General features: G+C 72.5%; 13 protein-coding genes. 7 read left to right on the top strand and 6 right to left on the bottom strand.

What is annotated here, in order from left to right:
- The first annotated feature begins 11 nt into the window (after positions 1 to 11).
- Positions 12 to 1,271, top strand: a complete 1,260-nt coding sequence (locus QLQ12_RS13295) for an ABC transporter ATP-binding protein (protein ID WP_282759829.1) — start codon at positions 12 to 14, stop codon at positions 1,269 to 1,271.
- Here the strand turns inward: QLQ12_RS13295 and QLQ12_RS47070 are convergent.
- Positions 1,268 to 1,792: a peptidase M23 gene (locus QLQ12_RS47070; RefSeq protein ID WP_282759828.1), complete on the bottom strand. Its 525-nt coding sequence runs from the start codon at positions 1,790 to 1,792 to the stop codon at positions 1,268 to 1,270. The genes QLQ12_RS13295 and QLQ12_RS47070 overlap by 4 nt on opposite strands.
- Before the next feature lie 228 nt (positions 1,793 to 2,020).
- Here QLQ12_RS47070 and QLQ12_RS13285 point away from each other — a divergent pair, with 228 nt between their 5' ends.
- Complete coding sequence (locus QLQ12_RS13285; RefSeq protein WP_282759827.1) at positions 2,021 to 3,259, top strand: MFS transporter; 1,239 nt, start codon at positions 2,021 to 2,023, stop codon at positions 3,257 to 3,259.
- Here the strand turns inward: QLQ12_RS13285 and QLQ12_RS13280 are convergent.
- Complete coding sequence (locus tag QLQ12_RS13280; protein ID WP_282759825.1) at positions 3,247 to 4,398, bottom strand: outer membrane protein assembly factor BamB family protein; 1,152 nt, start codon at positions 4,396 to 4,398, stop codon at positions 3,247 to 3,249. The two genes, QLQ12_RS13285 and QLQ12_RS13280, sit on opposite strands and share 13 nt — an antisense overlap.
- A gap of 130 nt (positions 4,399 to 4,528) precedes the next feature.
- Between QLQ12_RS13280 and QLQ12_RS13275 the strand changes: the two genes are divergently transcribed.
- The 3 genes from QLQ12_RS13275 (at position 4,529) to QLQ12_RS13265 (ending at position 7,162) form a co-directional block, all read left to right on the top strand.
- The gene (locus QLQ12_RS13275) at positions 4,529 to 5,521 is read left to right on the top strand and encodes a hypothetical protein (protein ID WP_282759823.1); all 993 of its coding nucleotides are present in this window, start codon (positions 4,529 to 4,531) and stop codon (positions 5,519 to 5,521) included.
- A gap of 138 nt (positions 5,522 to 5,659) precedes the next feature.
- Positions 5,660 to 6,256: a hypothetical protein gene (locus QLQ12_RS13270; protein WP_282759821.1), complete on the top strand. Its 597-nt coding sequence runs from the start codon at positions 5,660 to 5,662 to the stop codon at positions 6,254 to 6,256.
- A 93-nt stretch (positions 6,257 to 6,349) separates the two neighbouring features.
- Positions 6,350 to 7,162: an endonuclease/exonuclease/phosphatase family protein gene (locus QLQ12_RS13265; RefSeq protein ID WP_282759896.1), complete on the top strand. Its 813-nt coding sequence runs from the start codon at positions 6,350 to 6,352 to the stop codon at positions 7,160 to 7,162.
- Between the two features lie 83 nt (positions 7,163 to 7,245).
- On the opposite strand, the gene QLQ12_RS13260 is transcribed toward QLQ12_RS13265, so the two are convergent.
- Positions 7,246 to 7,809 carry a hypothetical protein gene (locus tag QLQ12_RS13260; RefSeq protein WP_282759819.1) on the bottom strand — a complete coding sequence of 188 codons (564 nt, stop codon included), beginning with the start codon at positions 7,807 to 7,809 and terminating at the stop codon, positions 7,246 to 7,248.
- A 253-nt stretch (positions 7,810 to 8,062) separates the two neighbouring features.
- Positions 8,063 to 8,671 carry a response regulator transcription factor gene (locus QLQ12_RS13255; RefSeq protein WP_282759818.1) on the bottom strand — a complete coding sequence of 203 codons (609 nt, stop codon included), beginning with the start codon at positions 8,669 to 8,671 and terminating at the stop codon, positions 8,063 to 8,065.
- Positions 8,672 to 10,102: 1,431 nt separating this feature from the next.
- On the opposite strand from QLQ12_RS13255, the gene QLQ12_RS13250 reads away from it, so the two are divergent.
- Positions 10,103 to 10,297, top strand: a complete 195-nt coding sequence (locus QLQ12_RS13250) for a hypothetical protein (protein WP_282759816.1) — start codon at positions 10,103 to 10,105, stop codon at positions 10,295 to 10,297.
- 9 nt (positions 10,298 to 10,306) lie between these two features.
- Positions 10,307 to 10,825 carry a nucleoside deaminase gene (locus QLQ12_RS13245; RefSeq protein ID WP_282759814.1) on the top strand — a complete coding sequence of 173 codons (519 nt, stop codon included), beginning with the start codon at positions 10,307 to 10,309 and terminating at the stop codon, positions 10,823 to 10,825.
- Here the strand turns inward: QLQ12_RS13245 and QLQ12_RS13240 are convergent.
- Together QLQ12_RS13240 and QLQ12_RS13235 are read right to left on the bottom strand one after the other, a co-directional pair.
- Entirely contained in the window at positions 10,819 to 11,979 is a 1,161-nt protein-coding gene (locus tag QLQ12_RS13240; RefSeq protein ID WP_282759812.1) for an amidase, read from the bottom strand. The genes QLQ12_RS13245 and QLQ12_RS13240 overlap by 7 nt on opposite strands.
- Positions 11,980 to 12,057: 78 nt before the next feature.
- Positions 12,058 to 13,707, bottom strand: a complete 1,650-nt coding sequence (locus tag QLQ12_RS13235; protein ID WP_282759810.1) for an ABC transporter substrate-binding protein — start codon at positions 13,705 to 13,707, stop codon at positions 12,058 to 12,060.
- Positions 13,708 to 13,741 lie beyond the last annotated feature (34 nt).

Genomic DNA, 13,741 nt, shown 5'->3' with positions numbered 1-13,741 from the left:
AGGAATCCGGCATGGCAGCCATCGAGATGCGCAACATAGTCAAGGAGTACGGCGACGGCTTCAAAGCGGTCAACGACGTCAGCCTCGACATCGCCGACGGCGAGTTCATGATCCTGGTCGGGCCCTCCGGCTGCGGCAAGTCGACCCTGCTGCGCATGATCGTCGGGCTGGAGGACATCACGTCCGGCGACATGGTGATCGGCGGCGACCGGGTCAACGACAAGGCCCCGCGCGACCGCAACCTGTCCATGGTGTTCCAGAACTACGCGCTCTACCCGCACCTGACCGTGTTCGAGAACATCGCCTTCCCGCTGCGGCTGCAGAAGGGCATCGCCGAGGACGAGATCCGGCGCCGGGTGCGGGAGGCGGCCGAGATGCTCGAACTCAACGAACACCTGGACCGCAAACCGGCCAACCTCTCCGGCGGCCAGCGGCAGCGGGTGGCCATGGGGCGGGCGATCGTACGCAGCGTCAACGCGTTCCTGTTCGACGAGCCGCTGTCCAACCTCGACGCCAAACTGCGCGGCCAGATGCGCACCGAGATCTCCCGCATGCAGCGCCGGCTGGGCACCACCACGGTGTACGTCACGCACGATCAGACCGAGGCGATGACTCTGGGCGACCGGGTGGCCGTACTCCGCCGCGGGTTTCTCCAGCAGGTCGCCTCGCCGCGCGAACTCTACGAGCAGCCGGTCAACATGTTCGTCGCCGGGTTCATCGGATCGCCGCCGATGAACTTCCTGCCGGCGGTCGTCGACGGCGACCGCCTGAAGCTGCCGTTGTTCTCCGTCGGCCTGCCGGCCGCGGCGCGGGGCAGGGTCGCCGACGGGCAGTTGCTGATCGCCGGGCTGCGGCCGGACCACTTCGAGGACGCCCGCCTGCTCGACTCCGCGAAGAGGGAACGGGGCGCGGTGTTCCGGGCGCGGGTCGACGTCACCGAGTGGCTGGGCGACTCGCAGTACGCGTACATCCCGTTCGAGGCCGGCGAGGTCACCAAGCAGCTCGCCGAACTGGCGGCCGAGCTCGACAGCGAGGCCCTGCGCACGCAACTGGTCGTCTCGATCGACGCGATGAGCCGGCTCCGGGAGAACCATGAGGGGGAGTTCTGGGCCGACACCGGCCGGATGCATCTGTTCGACCCGCGTACCGGTGAGAACCTCACCCGGGACGAGGCCGCCGCGGCCGATCTGGCCCAGCTCGAACAGGAGAAGCTCCGGGAACGGATGGGCTCGCCCGGCACGGCGTCCGATGAGCCCGTGGCCCGGCGCTAGACCGCCCGCTCGCAGGCCGCCGTCCCGCTCAACGCGTCGACGAGAGCGGTGGCGGCGCGGGTGTGCTTGGCGTACGCCTCCGGATAGCCCGAGATCTGGACGGCCTGGGCCGCTTCGGTGAGCCGCATGTCCTGCCAGCCCTGGACGGTGAGCAGCTTGTCGTAGAACTTCTGCGTCTGGTACGCCGGGTCGGCGAGCTGCTCGGGTGTTCCCCAGCCCTGGCTGGGGCGCTGCTGGAACAGGCCGATGGAGTCCCGGTCCCCGCCGCGCAGGTTACGCAGGCTGGACTCCTGCAGGGCGGTGGCGACCGCGATCACCAGACCCTGCTCGGGGACCCGCCGCCGGTCGCCGGTGGCGACGATGATCCGCGCGTTGGCGATCTGCTCGTCGCTCCAGCGCTGCAGCGCCGACGCGGGGTCCGACGGGGCCGGGGCGGGGATGCAGCCGGCGTCGGCACGCAGCAGCGGGCTCACCAGAAAGGCGACGAACACGGCGACGACAGTCACGAAGAACGTGCGCACTGCGAGGGGAACCTTCCGAAAGGAGCCGGGCACCCGCCATGGTGGGCGCCCGCGATGATCGAGGGGTCTGCCGAAGGGTACCGGTCGATCGCCGTCGACAGTGGACACGAGGCGCCCGGGCCGCACGCCGCGTCCGAAACCGTTACGATCTCGGCATGACCTCGACGCCGCCGTAGACCGGGCCACTTTCCCGTTTCCTGGTCGCTTCGTTCGAGGAGTCTCTTTCTCATGTCCCGCGCCGTCGGCGCGGAGAGTTACCGTGCCGTGCTCATGCTGCCGTTCGCGCTGCGCACCTTCGTGCCCGCGATCGTCGGCCGCCTGGCCTATGGTCTCTTTCCGCTCGCCACCCTGTTCACCATCCAGCAGGCCACCGATTCGTACACCACCGCCGGTCTCGCGGCGGCCGGCTTCGGCGTCACCGCCGTCACGCTGCCGGCCAAGGCCCGTCTCGCCGAGCGGTACAGCCAGAGTGTCGTCCTGCCACCGCTGGCGCTGGTGTGCGCCGCGGCCCTGCTCTGCGCCACCGTGCTCAGCGATCCCGTCATGCTGATCGCCCTGATCAGCGTGGCCGGCCTGGCCGCCCCGCCGCTCGGCTCGGTGATGCGGTCGAACTGGCGCCGGCTCACGGCCGGCACCAGCCTCAAACCCCGGGCGTACGGCCTGGACTCGGTCGTCGAGGAGACGCTCTATCTGATCGGCCCGCTCATCGCCGGGCTGCTCGTGGCGGTGGGGCCGGCCCGCTGGGCGCTGGCGCTCACGGCGGCTCTGCTGTTGGCCGGCACGCTCGGCATGGTCGCCGGACCGCCCGCCCGGCACCGCGAGCCGGCGCCCGCGGGCTCCAGGACGCTGGTGGACCCCGGGCCGCTGCGCTCGCCCGGGCTGCGCGGGCTGCTGGCCGTGATCCTGGCGGTCGGGGCGGGCAGCAGCGTGGCGTACACCTGTCTGGCCGTCACCGCCCAGGAGCACGGCAATCCCGGAGCCGCCGGTCTGCTGGAGGCGTCGCTCGCCGTGGGCAGTGTGGCCGGCGGCCTGCTCTGGGCGCGCCGTGCACACGGCCGGCGCCACCGGCGGCAGCTGGCCGCGCTGACCGGTGTGCTGGCGGCCGGGCTGACGGCCGCCTCCGCGGCGCCCGGCCTGGTCACGCTGGGTCTGGTGCTCTGCGTGACCGGGACGGCGCTGGCCCCGGTCTACGTGGTCGCCTACCTGGCCGCCGACGACCTGGCCGGTGAGGGTTCCGCCACCGAGGCGGGCACCTGGGTCAACGTGGCCACGAACGCCGGCAGCGCGGCCGGCGCCGCCCTCGCCGGGGTCATCGCCCAGTCCCTGGGCGCCGGGCCGGGCTTCCTGGCCGGCGGGGCGCTGCTGGCGGTGACGGCCGTGGCGACTGCCCTGACCGCCCGCCGGCCGGCCCCGGTCGGGGAACCCTCGGCGGACGTCCGGCCGGGCGCGGACCGTTACGGAGCGTAGGCGCGCACCGTGTGGCGCTGGCTGGTGAGCAGTTGGCCGCCCGCGGGCACGACGTGCCTTTCGAGTCCGCTGTAGGCCGTCTTCGAGCTGATGGGCTTGCCGTCGGCGGGGGAGAGGACGGTCAGGGTTCCCTTGCCGGTCAGCACGTAGAGCAGGCCGCCGGCGCGCACCGGGGCCCGCGGCGTGGCGAGGGCCCGCGTCCAGAGCAGACGGCCTGACCCGGCGTCGTACGTGTTGACCCGGCCGGCCGACGCCACGTAGACGCGCCGGCCGTCGGCGGCGAGGTCACCGGCCTCCTTCGGGATGTGCCAGACCTTGCGGCCGTCGACGGCCGACCGCGCGCCGAGGCCGCTGTCGTCGCGGAGGTAGAACTGCGTGCCGGCCGGGTTCGCGGCGACGGCGGTGGACGCCTGGTCGGTCCCCCAGGCCGGTGCGCCGGTGGTGATGCGGCCGGCCCAGATCTGTGTCGTGCCGGTGGTGCGGCGGAGCAGGACCGTGCCACCGGCGGACACCGGCCCGGCGAGGACCTCGTTGGGGTGCTTCCACTGCGGCGTGCCGTCGCTGACGCGGTACGCGTTCACGCCGTGCCGGGCGTCGTCGCAGGTGTCACAGGAGCCGGAGGTGACGATCGTGCCGGCGTCGGCCACCGCGGTGTCGATGGTCCAGGCGGCGGTCCGGCGCCACCGCTGAGCGCCGGTGGCGGCGTCGAGCGCGACCAGGGAGCCGTCGTAGGAGCTGTACGACTCGCACCGGGTGTCGGCGACGAGGACGAGGCCACCGGCCACGATCGGCCCGGTGGAGATGTGGCTGAAGCCGCTGTTGAGCCACAGGCGTTTGCCGGTCGCGGCGCTGTAGGCGGCGACGCCGCCCTTCTCCAGCAGGAAGACCCGGCCGCCGACGGCCAGCGGCGCGACCGGTTCGGGCGCGCAACCGGGCGGGCCCGGCGCGGGGGTGACGGTCCAGCGGAGTGTCAGCCGGTTGAAGGCGGCGGCGTTGACGGCGGACTCGGCCGGGTTGTAGCGGGTGTTGCCGGGACCGTAGCCGTCGTGGCCCCACGAGGCGGGTGGCGGGGCGGCGTGCGCGGTGGCCGGGCCCAGGCCGAGCACCACGACTAGTGCGATTACACCGACTTTGTCCATGGGCTGATGATCGTCTCCGTGAGACGTGTCCGCGGCGGTCGGCGCTCCGATGACCCGAAAGTCGGAAAAATCTGATAATTCGTCTGTTAGTGAATCGAATCGGGTTTGACTCGCTCCGGAGGTGGTTTCTGTGCTGATCGGCGCGTCCATCGCGGCTGAGAACCTCGCGTTCTACGAGCCGCTCTTTTCCGGGAACGACATCATGCGGATCTTCCCGGTCGACGTCACCATCGGTGGCGCCGATCTGAAGGTTCTCCCGCGCTGGTCCGACAGCCGCCTGGAGTACTGCCGGCGCAAGGGGACCATCCCGTTCCTGAGCTGCAAGGTCGACGGCCACGCCGGTGGCGTGGAACGTGTGCGGCAGCAACTGGAGGACATGCCCGCCTGGATTCGCGACGACCCGGCGATGCGGGTGTTCATCACCGACCGCCACGAGCCCGAGGGCGATCTGGCGGGCGGGCCGGACGCGTACCGGCGAAATTTCGCCCGGTTCCTCGCCATGATCGACGACCTGCGCCCGCAGATCCGGGACAAGGTCAGGTGCGGGCCGATCCTCACCCAGACCTGGACGGAGAACAAGAAGAAGGGCAACTTCGTCTACAAGACGTACGACCCGGGCACCGGCGACTTCTTCGGGGTCGACTGCTACGTCCCGGCCGGCAGCGACAAGAAGGTCATCAGTCCGGCGGCGCTGCCGGCGCCGGCAGAGTTCCTGAAACACGTCAAGGCCTACGAGTTCGGCCCGGCCGACAAACGTCCGCGGATCTTCCCCGAACTGGGCGTCATCGGCATGCCCGCCGACACCGACGGCTCGGCCCGGGCCGCCTGGCTCCAGGGCGTGCACGACGAGGTGTCCACCTGGCATCCCAAGGCGCCCGGCTGGCAGCGGCGGTGGAGCTTCCTCGGCTGGATCTGGTGGAACCAGCGGGGCAAGAACACCGGCCGGGTCGCGGTGATCGGCGGGCGCCGCGACTTCGCCCTCGACGAGCGCACCGTGGACGAGCACACCGTGGCGAAGCTGAACCCGCCCAAGCCACTGAACACCTTCAACGCGATCTGGTCGGCCCAGCGCCGTCCCGCCGTGGCCCGGCCGCACCACGCCGAGTCGCTGGCCACCGGCTGAGACCCCGCGAGCCGCCGGTGGAGCGAGCCGGTGGCGCAGCCCGTGGTCGCCCCATCGGCGCGGACCCGGGTGGCCCCGTTCGGCGGATCGCCGGCACGGGGACAGCGAGCGGCATCGATGTCGGTTACCGTGGCGGGCATGCGGGCGAACTACCGGTCAGTCGCTGTGGCCGTGGTGCTGTCACTCACCGGCTGCGCCGGGCCGGGCGCCGGGCGGCCCGGGTCGCAGGCGACGGGGCCGGACCGGGTCGCCGTGGTCGTCACCGCCACCGGTGTGGCCCCGCCCGGCGTCGTCGTGCCGATCCCCTCGCCGGTGCCGCCGCCCGGGTCCGCCACCGCGGCGTGTGCGCGAGCCGCTATGCCGAGACCAGCGATCGACCCGTCGGCCTCCTTCGTCGTCAGGGACCCGGGGGAGGGGGCACGCCGGGCGCTGGCGCAGAAGCATCGCCCGACTCCTCGGCGTGGGGTCGTTCCGGAGGCCGCCGTTCCCGGCGCCCAAGCCTGCGTCGATGCGCTGAGGACTGAGTTCGCGCTGCGGATGAGAGGCTCGCACGAGACGCCCGGCGGTCCGGTGATCGACGTGTCGCTGCGCTCGGCCGGTCTGACGCAGATCGTCATCGGCTCCGCATCGTTCGCGGCGTCAACCGGCGCCGCCTGCGTCTACGGCACATTCGCCGCGGCAGGCCCCGAGTTCGCCATCGGCCCGGTCGCCGCCGACGGATCCTGCCCGCCCTGACCCGCCCGTGCTCGTGGCCGGCGTCGCCGGACCGCCGCCGAACGCGCGGGCTCGGCGCGGATCGCCGATAATGCGGTGGTGCGAGTGGTGACGATGAATGTCCTCGGGCCCGCGAATCCCGGCTGGGAACGGCGCCGAGATCTGTCGGCGGCCACGCTGAGGCGGTTGAGTCCCGACATCGTGGCGTTGCAGGAAGTCCCCATCGGATCGGCGCCGCAGGTCATCGATGAGCTGCTGGGCCCCGGGTACCACGTGCGCGGGTTCTCGCGCGCGGCCGACGACGGCGTCGGTGGAGCGCTGGCGACACGCTGGCCCCACCGGCTCGTCGACGAGTGGGACCAGCGGTGCTCCGAGCGTGCACAGACGTTTCCGTGGTGCGCGACGCTCCTGGTCGAAGTGGAGACGCCGATAGGCCGGGTGCTGGTCGCGCACCACAAGCCGAGCTGGCAGTTCGGCTACGAGCTCGAACGCGAACAGCAGGCTGTCGCCGCCGCGCGCCTGGTGGAGAAGTACGCCCCCGGGGTCGAGCACACCATCGTGCTCGGTGACTTCGACGCGACACCCGACGCGGCCAGCATGCGGTTCTGGCGAGGTCTCCAGTCCCTCGACGGAGTCAGTGTCTGCTATCAGGACGCATGGGAAACGGCACGGCCCGGCGACGCGGGGCTCACGTTCACCGCGGCGAACCCGTTGGTGCGGGCCGGTGAGGTCGCCACCGCGTTGTCCCGCCGCATCGACTACATCTTGGTCCGGGCGGGCCGGCATGGCCCCACCTTGACGGTGACGCACTGCGACCGCGTCCTCGACCGACCGGTGGACGACGTCTGGGCGAGCGATCACTTCGGCGTGGTGGCCGACCTGGTGAAACCGGATCACCCGCCGGGGACCTGGAGAACCCCCACCTGACCGACGTGATGACGCAGCCGCGCCCACCAGGGGTGCGGCTGCGTCCGTGCGATCGAGCCGGTTCACCGTGACGGCACGACCGGTCAGAGCTGGCGGAGCAGAGCCAGAAGGACGTTGAGGATCGCGGCCAGCGGACCGGCGCTGGGCAGCGGGTCGAGCAGGCCCGCGATCGCGCAGAGCAGGTTGCCGAGCAGGTTGCCGGGGCCCGGCACCGCGTTGATCGTCACATGCACCCGGTTGAGGTCCACCACCAGGCCGAGCAGGTCCAGGTGCAGGGGGCCGAGAGTGAGGTCCAAAACCCGGCATGTCGCCTGGGCGACGGCCGCGGGCGCACTGACGGTCTGGGTGACCGTGCCGACGGTGCCACCGGCGGAATCGGTGAGCGTGCCGGTCAGTGTGCCGGTGGCCACCAGCTTTCCGTCTTGCGCCGAGAAGCTCGTGGGGGTGAAGGCGCCGGCGAAGGAGCCGGTGCCCCCGGCGGCGTCGGTGAAGGTGCCGGTGACCGGTGTGCTGGGGACGGCGGAGGTGGCCGGTGGTGCTGCCGGGGTGGCCGGAGCGGCGCCGGCCGCGTTGGCGCCCACGGTGGCCAGTCCCCACGCGGTGAGCAATGTTACGACGATCATCGAGAGCCCTCGCCGGTGTGTCATCGTTCCTCCCTGGTTGGCGCTTCGGGTCTGGTCCCAGCGCGGATCACGGGCTTGTCCGGACTGCTCCGTCGCGCTGCGACCTCTCCATTCACCGATAAGCATCGATGTCGACGTGGGCTCGTCCCAGTGAGCGCTGTCATCGGCTGATGGTGAGAGCAGTGAGGAAGGATTGCTGACAATAGTCACGTTTGACGCGCCCCTGCGGCTTTGACCAGGCGCCGGCCGGGCCACCGGGTCGCCGGCCGCGCAGTGGTCACGGGAACCAGCCCGCGTCCTCGGCGACGCGCACGGCCTCCAGCCGGTTGCGAGCGCCGGTCTTGCGGAGGATCACCGAGATGTAGTTGCGGACGGTGCCGGCGGTCAGGTGCAACGTGGCGGCGACCTCCGCGGCCGGCACCCCCGACGCGGCGACGCGCAGCACGTCCAGTTCCCGCGCCGACAACGGGCTGCGCGGCGCGGCGACCATGGCGACGGCCAGGCCGGCGTCGATGACACGTTCGCCCCGGGCCAACCGCCGGATGCCGCGCACCAGCTCACAAGGCGCGGCCTGGGTGCCGATCACCCCGTGGATGTGGACGTCCAGCGCCCGGTTGAGCCGTCCCGGAGCGTCCGGGCCGGCCAGCACCAGCGTGGCGCAGTCGGGCTGCTCCACGCTGAGCCGGGCCAACAGGCGCAGGCCGTCTCCGGCGAGCAGCCCGACGTTGACGACCGCCACGTCCGGCGGCACGGCGCGGGCCATGTCGAGCGCCTCACCGAGGCCGCCCAGTTCGGCGACCACGACGAAATCCTTTTCCAGCGACAACGTCACGGCCAGGGCGCCGCGCAGCAGATTCATGGGTTCGGCGAGCAGGATGCGGATCACGATGGCCTCCCAGCCAGGGTCAAGGCTTTGCGGTGGGAATGCCGGCGTCCGATCTGGCTTCAGCCCGGATGGGCCGCGCTCGGATCTCCGGATGCCGGCGGATGGCGCGACGCCGGGTCGATACACCGGCGCCGGCCCGATTCCGGACCGCGTGATCAGCGGGGAGGGCCGCAGTACCGGACGGTTCGTCCGGGGGCGCTCGTGGTCGTGGGCGGGGAGACGGCGGCGGCCGGACTCCTCGGCCACCAGGACGACGGGACGATTCCCATCAAGGGCGCGCCGCCGCCGGAGTCACGCGGGTGACCGGCGTCGGCGGAGTCGCCGCCCGGTCGTGGCGGCGAAACCGGAGGTGGCGGCGTGTCCGGCGCGGGGTTCAGCCCGCTCTCGTCGTGCCCTGCGGCGCCCTGTCCGGTGAGGTCACACCGAACCCGCGCGGCGGGCGAGCCCGGGCCGGTGAGCCGCGTCGGCGGTGTCATCGTGGGCGGCGGGCCGGCCGGGACGGGAGCGGCCCGCCCTACTGCCGGTGGCGCGGTGAGAAGAGCCGGCGCTCGCGGTGGCGGTTCGGAGGCGACCCCCGGAAGGACTGGCGGGACGCCCAGGGCGGCCGGTCCGGGAAGTGCGGGACCCGGCCCGTTCGCCGGCGGCCGTGATGGCGCGGGCAATCCAGAAACAGCCGCGAGGACGCGAGCGGTGAGCGCGTCGCCCCCGGCCGTCAGATTCGGGCCCTTCAGCGGCTCGGGCAGGACAGCCGCGACCACCGTCGCCGTCTGCGCGGCCACGTGCCGTGCCGACGCTCCGGCCGCGTCCGCCCGCGGCGCCGGAACCTTCCGCACCTCCACCGGCGAGGTCGGGATCCGGCGGGTGTCCGCCCGCAACTCCGGGACCACCCGTGTCTCGACCGCCGGAGCCGGGCTCCTCCGCTCCCTGGCCTTCGAAATCACGGCCTGCCGCTCCGTGGCTTTCGGAACCACGGTTTGCCGCTCCGTGGCTTTCGGGATCGCGGTCTGCCGCTCTCTGGCCTGGGGGACCGCGGCCTTCCGTGCCTCCGGTATGGGAGCTGCCGCCTTCCGGCGCTCCACCTCCGGAGGAACGGTCTTCCGCCCGGCGGCCCGGTGAGTCGGACCCTTGTCGGCGTGCGGTGCTGCGTGCCTCCGCTCGATGACCGTGGAGACGGCGGAATCCTTTCCGGTCGCGGCGGCCAGGCTCCCCGCGGAAGGGGTCGGATCAGCCTTCACCAGCCGATCCGCCACACCTTCGCCGGCCCGCGCCGCTCGGTCGAAAGCGCTCAGGGCGATGGAGGCGGCTACCGCAAGACCGATCAGGAACAGGAGACGGGCGATGCGCTGAACCGCCGCCGCCGACATGTTCACGCGCACGATCCACCTCCCGCCGCGACCTTCAAGCCATCGACGGTTGACTACCCATTACTCGATGGCCGACACCGGCTCGGCGACGCGGGAGGCTCGCGTCATCACCCGTGAAAGCGGTGAGCCAGAGCGCCTTGTCGAATCGCCCGGCGGTGAGGTCGTCGTGGCGGATCAGGAAACGCCCGAGGTGCACGCGATAGATTCAAGAACGCTGATCGCGTCGGCGCGCGGCCGTGGACACGAGTCGTCGATGTCGTAACGTCCAGGCATGACGCCCGACGACATGGTCAAAGCCGCGATCGACGTCGCCGAGGAGGGCATGGCGCACGGCGAGATGCCCATCGGCGCGGTCGTGGAGATGGGCGGCAGGATCGTCTCTCGAGCCTTCACCCGGGACCTCTCCTGGGGGCGCCGCCTGGTTCACGCCGACCTGCTCGCGATGACCGCCGCGGACGAGGAACTCGGCTGGGGACCACGCCCACACCCGGTTCGGCTGGCCGTCAATCTGGAGCCCTGTCTGATGTGCCTGGGCGCCGCGATGGCCCTGAAGGTGACCGAGGTCTACTACGGACTCGAGTCGCCGGCGGACGGCGGCTCCGCGGTCGCGGCCACCTGGCCGGCCAGCCCTGACCTGCCCTGGTACGCGGCGCCCGCCATCACCGGCGGTATCCGCCGCGCCGAGGTGCGGGACCAGTTCCGCCGCTACCGCGACCGCGTTCCGGAGTCCGGCTTCCGCCGCTGGGCGGACAGCCTCGCGGCGCTGCCGGATCGCACGGACGCTCAGTGACCCGGAGTGGCCGGACAGCCGCCGTGCGGTGGGGCCGGAACCGTCAGCGCCCGTTCGATCGCGAGCCCGGTCGCGCAGAGCAGATCCTCGCCGTAGAGGGGACCGACGAGTTGCAGGCTGACCGGCACGGGAAAGCCCGGCGACGGTAACGGCATGGCGAGGGCGGGGACGCCCGCGAGATTGAACGGCGCGGTGAGCCGGGTGAGTGGGGAGCCCGCGAAATCGGTCGACAGCGGCGGGTCCCCGACCAGCGTCGGCAGCGCCAGAATGTCGACCTCGCCCAGTGCCGCGACCACTTCCGCCTGCCATGCCGCGCGGGCGGACACGGCCTTCGCCAGGCGTTGCGCGGTGACGGCGCGACCGGCGTGCAGGACGCCGTTGACGAACGGGCCGACCCCGTCGGCGTCGATCAGCGTGGGGTGGCGTCTCCAGAACTCGCCGAGGATGATCGTGTCGAGGGTGTCGTAGGTCTGGTCCCAGCCGGGCAGCCGCACCTCGCGAACGGTGAGCCCGGCCGCCCGCAGCGCGGCGTCGATGACGTCTTCGGCCGCGGGGTCGGCGCCCTCTATCCGCAGCCGGCCGACCGACCGGGCGGGCGCTGACGCGACCGTCCAGCCCGGCTCGATCAGGCACATCCCGGCCGCGGCGCCGGCCACGTTGCGGGCGATCGGGCCGATGACGTCCAGACTGGGCGCCAGCGGCCAGACACCGCGGGTCGGCACCCGTCCCCAGGTCGTCTTGAGTCCGACGACCCCGCAACAGGCGGCGGGGATGCGCACCGAGCCGCCGGTGTCGGTGCCGAGTCCGATGTCCGCCTCACCGCGGGCGACCGCCACCGCGCTGCCGCTGGACGAGCCGCCCGGGATGCGGTCGGGCGCCACCGGGTTGACGGGGGTGCCGAACGTCGTGTTGTCGCCCACCGGGCTGACGCACAGCTCGGTGAGTGTGGTCTTGCCGACGAGGTGCGCGCCGGCCGCGCGCACGCCGGCCAGACACTGCGCGTCGGACCGGGCCGGAACCGCCCGGTCACGGACCGCCACGCACCCGGCGGTCGTGATCACGCCCGCCACGTCGATGGCGTCCTTGACGGCGACGCGGACGAGTCCGGCAGGGTCGGCGGCGGGCGGATCGAAGCGGGTCACCCAGATCGACATCGGGCCAACATACGGCGTACGGAGAAACCGGGCGCCGTGCGGAGGCGACCATTCATACCCGGCCGGGAGCCGGCGGACTCAGTCGCGCTTCAGGGAGACGCGCAGGAAGTTGACGTAGTTGGGAGACGACGTGAGGGACAGCCCCCGCACGTTCGATCCATGCAGGACCGTGACGCCCTGGAAGAGCAGGGGAACCACCGGGGCGTCTCGCATGATCCGCTGGTCCAGGGCGGCCCACTGGGCGAGCGCCCTGCGCTGGTCGGGTTCGGCGAGCGCCCGTTCCATGGCGGCGTCGACCTCCGGATCGGCGTACCCGGTGATGTTCATCCCGCCGCCGGCGCCACCCGGCACCTCGCGGGAGCCGAAGAGCGGCTGGAGACTGCTGGCCGGGCTGGGGAAGTCCGGTGTCCAGCCCCAGATCTGCAGGTCGAAGTCGGTGTCGCCGCTCCGGATGGTGGGCAGCCAGGCCTCGGACCTGATCTTCCGGAACTCCACGGTGATGCCGGCGCGGGCCAGGGCCCGCCGCACGATCCGGGCTCTGGCCAGCGCGATCGGCCGATCCTCGACGCGCATGGTCAACCGGAGGGCGGGGTGACCGGCCTCCGCGAGCAGCCGCTTGGCCGTGGCGACGTCCCCCGACGGGCCGGCCGGGTACAGGTCGTAGCCGACCCGTCCGGCCATCCCCGGCGGGATCAGCGTGGTGGCCGGCTCCAGGGTGTTCACCCCGTCGAGCAGCCGTCGATAGGCCGCCTTGTCCATCGCGTACTGCATCGCCTGCCGCACCTTGAGCTCGCGCAGCGCGCCGCGCCGGTTGTTGAGCGCCAGGTAGCTGAGGAAGGACGGCTCGGAGTGGACCAGCCGGCGACGCACGGCCGGCTCCTGGCGGGCCCGCGCCGCCCGGTCGGCCGGGATCATGCCCAGGGCGATGGTGTCCCGGGCCGTGCCGGTGTCGGCGGCGACCCGGTCGAACTGGGCCGCCTCGGTCAGTCCCATCTCCAGCACGATCCGGTCCGGGCCGGCGTCGCGCAACGGGTCGGTGGTGCGGTCCCAGTACGGGTTGCGTTCCAGCACCACCCGCTTGCCCGGCTCGGACGCGCCGACCCGGTAGGGCCCGGACGCGACCGGCCGGGCCGCGTAGGTCCGCGGGTCGTCGTTGCCGCGCGGCACCGGTGTGAACGCCGAGGTGCTGGTGACCCAGGGCCAGTCCGGATAGGCCGTCCGCAGGTGAAAGACGACGCGCCGGGCGTCCGGGGTCTCGATGGAGTCGAGGCCGGCCCCGGTGGCCGGCCCCCGGTAGGTGTCGCCACCGGTCAGCAGAGTCTTGTGATAAGCCAGGCTGAGGGTCACCTCGGGGGCGAAGGTCCGCTCGATGCCGTACTTGATGTCGGCGGAGGTGATCGGTGTGCCGTCCTCGTACCGCAATCCGGGTTTGAGGGTGTAGGTCCAGGTGAGGCCGCCGTCGGTGGTCTGGCCGGTGTCGGTGGCCAGGTCGGGCGCCAGTTTCGGGGGCTCGCCGGGCGGGGCGTCCCATCCGGTGAGCCGGCGCAGCACCAGCGCGGCCTGGGTGACCGGCGCGGACGTCACCCGGGCCGGGTCGAGGACCAGCTCGGCGCCGGTGTGCAGGAGGGTGAGCGTGCCGCCCCGCGGCGCGAACGCCGGGGCCGGCACGGCGGGGCCCAGCGCGACGGCCAGGACGGCCAGCAGGGCGGGCAGGCGAAGACGGATCATGATTCAGCTGACCACGGGTGGCCCCGCCGCCGGG

Source organism: Actinoplanes sandaracinus, assembly GCF_030009775.1.
GTDB lineage: Bacteria > Actinomycetota > Actinomycetes > Mycobacteriales > Micromonosporaceae > Actinoplanes > Actinoplanes sandaracinus.
This window is presented reverse-complemented; position numbering and strand designations above follow the sequence as displayed.